This is a genomic window from Actinomycetospora sp. (assembly GCF_055612215.1).
Genome location: NZ_JBVPVA010000587.1, coordinates 1 through 2,101, shown reverse-complemented (window position 1 = coordinate 2,101; position 2,101 = coordinate 1). Strand labels below are relative to the sequence as shown.

The 2,101-nt window shown below is 76.2% G+C and carries 4 protein-coding genes and 1 pseudogene; all 5 read right to left on the bottom strand.

The window, feature by feature from the left end; all coding sequences use genetic code 11:
• Window positions 1-9: 9 nt before the first annotated feature.
• Window positions 10-177: a DUF3117 domain-containing protein gene (locus AC0CYZ_RS16110; RefSeq protein WP_472217087.1), complete on the bottom strand. Its 168-nt coding sequence runs from the start codon at window positions 175-177 to the stop codon at window positions 10-12.
• 146 nt (window positions 178-323) lie between these two features.
• A complete protein-coding gene (locus tag AC0CYZ_RS16105) occupies window positions 324-908 on the bottom strand; it encodes a DNA-3-methyladenine glycosylase I (protein ID WP_472217085.1) in 585 nt (194 codons plus the stop codon).
• Window positions 905-1,369, bottom strand: a complete 465-nt coding sequence (locus AC0CYZ_RS16100; RefSeq protein ID WP_472217083.1) for an SRPBCC family protein — start codon at window positions 1,367-1,369, stop codon at window positions 905-907. Before AC0CYZ_RS16100 ends, AC0CYZ_RS16105 begins: the two co-directional genes overlap by 4 nt.
• Entirely contained in the window at window positions 1,356-1,787 is a 432-nt protein-coding gene (locus AC0CYZ_RS16095; RefSeq protein ID WP_472217081.1) for a DivIVA domain-containing protein, read from the bottom strand. Before AC0CYZ_RS16095 ends, AC0CYZ_RS16100 begins: the two co-directional genes overlap by 14 nt.
• 35 nt (window positions 1,788-1,822) lie before the next feature.
• Window positions 1,823-2,101 (bottom strand): annotated as a pseudogene (locus tag AC0CYZ_RS16090) (glucosyl-3-phosphoglycerate synthase); the annotation flags it as partial.

The window sequence follows — 2,101 nt, the reverse complement described above, 5'->3', positions numbered from 1 at the left end:
GTCACCCGGTCAGGGCGAGACGGAGGTGAGCGCCTCCCGGAGGTCACTCGCCTCGTCGGCGGTCATCTCCACGACGAGCCGGCCCCCACCCTCGAGCGGCACGCGCATGACGATGCCGCGCCCCTCCTTGGTGACCTCGAGGGGACCGTCACCGGTCCGGGGCTTCATGGCCGCCATAGTCGCACTCCCTCCACACGGTCCTCGGCGACGCCGGACCGGCGCCACCAGCGGTGGGCGTCGTACGCCGCGCGGTGATTCTTCCCCATCCGTCCGTCGGGCACGACACCGGAGCGATCATCGGGCGCGGCGCGCCGGTCGGGCGGTCACGACCCGCCGCTGCGGAAGCACCCGGCGAGGTGCTCGTCGACCATGCCGGTGGCCTGCATCAACGCGTGACAGGTGGTCGGGCCGACGAAGCGCAGGCCGCGCCGGCGCAGTTCCTTCGCCATCGCCGTCGACGCCGGCGTGGTGGCCTGGACGCCCTCGAGGGTCTCCGGCGGCGCGGGCCGGGGGTCGGGCGCGAAGGACCACAGCAGCGCGTCCAGCCCGGGGCCGTCGCGCTCCACCGCGAGCACCGCGCGGGCGTTCGCCACCGCGGCGACGATCTTCGCGCGGTTGCGCACGATCCCGGCGTCGGCGAGCAGGCGCTCGACGTCGGCGTCGTCGAACGCGGCGACCGCCTCGGCGTCGAACCCCGCGAAGGCCGCGCGGAACGCCGGACGCTTGCGCAGGATCACCAGCCACGACAGGCCCGACTGGAACCCCTCGAGCGAGAGCCGCTCGTAGAGCGCGTCGCGGCCGTGGAGCTCGTGGCCCCACTCGGTGTCGTGGTACTCGCGCAGCAGCGGGTCCCCGGCGCCCCACGGGCAGCGGGCGATCCCGTCCTCGCCGACGATCGCCCCGGTCACGACGCCTGCGTGCCCGCCTCGACCGCGCAGCGCCGGGCGAGGCCGCGCAGCGAGTACACCAGCCCGAGCCGGAAGAGCGGCGCGACGAGCGGCCAGCCCAGCGCCCCGAGCAGACCCAGCGGCAGGTCGAGCCGCTCGCCCCACTCGAAGCGCGACGCGTGCGGGCCGCGCTCGACCACGGTGAAGGTGCCGGAGCCGCGCACGAACGACCCGGTGTGCACCACGGTGGCCCGGTGCGGCGGGTCCCACCCGACGATCCGCATCGTGTCGGTGACCCCGAGCGGGCCGACCCCGGTGGTCGCGGCGAGCTCGGAGCCGACGCCGACGCCGTCCCCCCGGGTCACCCGCACGGCGGTGCCGAGCATCCAGTCGCCCTGGGACTCCCAGTCGGTGACCGCCTTCCACACCAGGTCCTGGGGCGCGTCGATGTCGACGCCGACGGTGATGTCACGCGTGGCCATGGGCGGTGTCCTTCTGGGTGCCCGACGTCGAGGGGACGCCGGCGGTCGGGTCGGTGGGCGTGGGGTCGGGCTCCGGGAGCACCACGTCGGTGTGCGCCTCCGGCTCCTGCTCGGGGGCCGGCGCCGCGGCCGGCGTGCCCTCGTGGACGGCGAGGCGGGCGCGCAGCGCGTCCACCTCGGCCGCGAGCCGGTCGAGCGCCCAGTCCACCTCGCTCATCCGGTAACCGCGGAAGGCCTGCTGGAACCGCAGCCCGCGGACGTCGGCCGCGGTGAGGTCCCGCGCGGGCAGCCGGGTCGGCGTGGCGCCGGGCGGCATCGGCTCGAGCTCCTCGCCCCGTCCGGCCAGCAGCGCCGTCGCCACGTAGATGACGGCCGCGACGACCCCGACGACGAGGACGTAGACCAGCGCGCTGCCCATGGGGCGATGGTGGCACGAGCCCCCGACGACGTCGGTCAGGGGCCCGCCGCGCGCAGCAGCTCGCGGATCGGGGGCCGGTCGCCGGTGGCCACGTCGTGGGTCTCGGGCAGCCAGTGGCCGTCGACGGGCACGAACTGGGTCAGCGGCCGCGGGCCCTCGTCGAGGACCGCGCAGCGGCGCAGCGCCACGTCGAGCACCTCCGCCGCGGTGACGCCGAGGGCGCGCAGGCTGCGGTGGCGGTGCTTGCGGACCCCGAGGTCGACCTGGGCGATCGCGTCCAGGCCACGGGTGCGGTGGGTGTCGAGCAGCAGCCC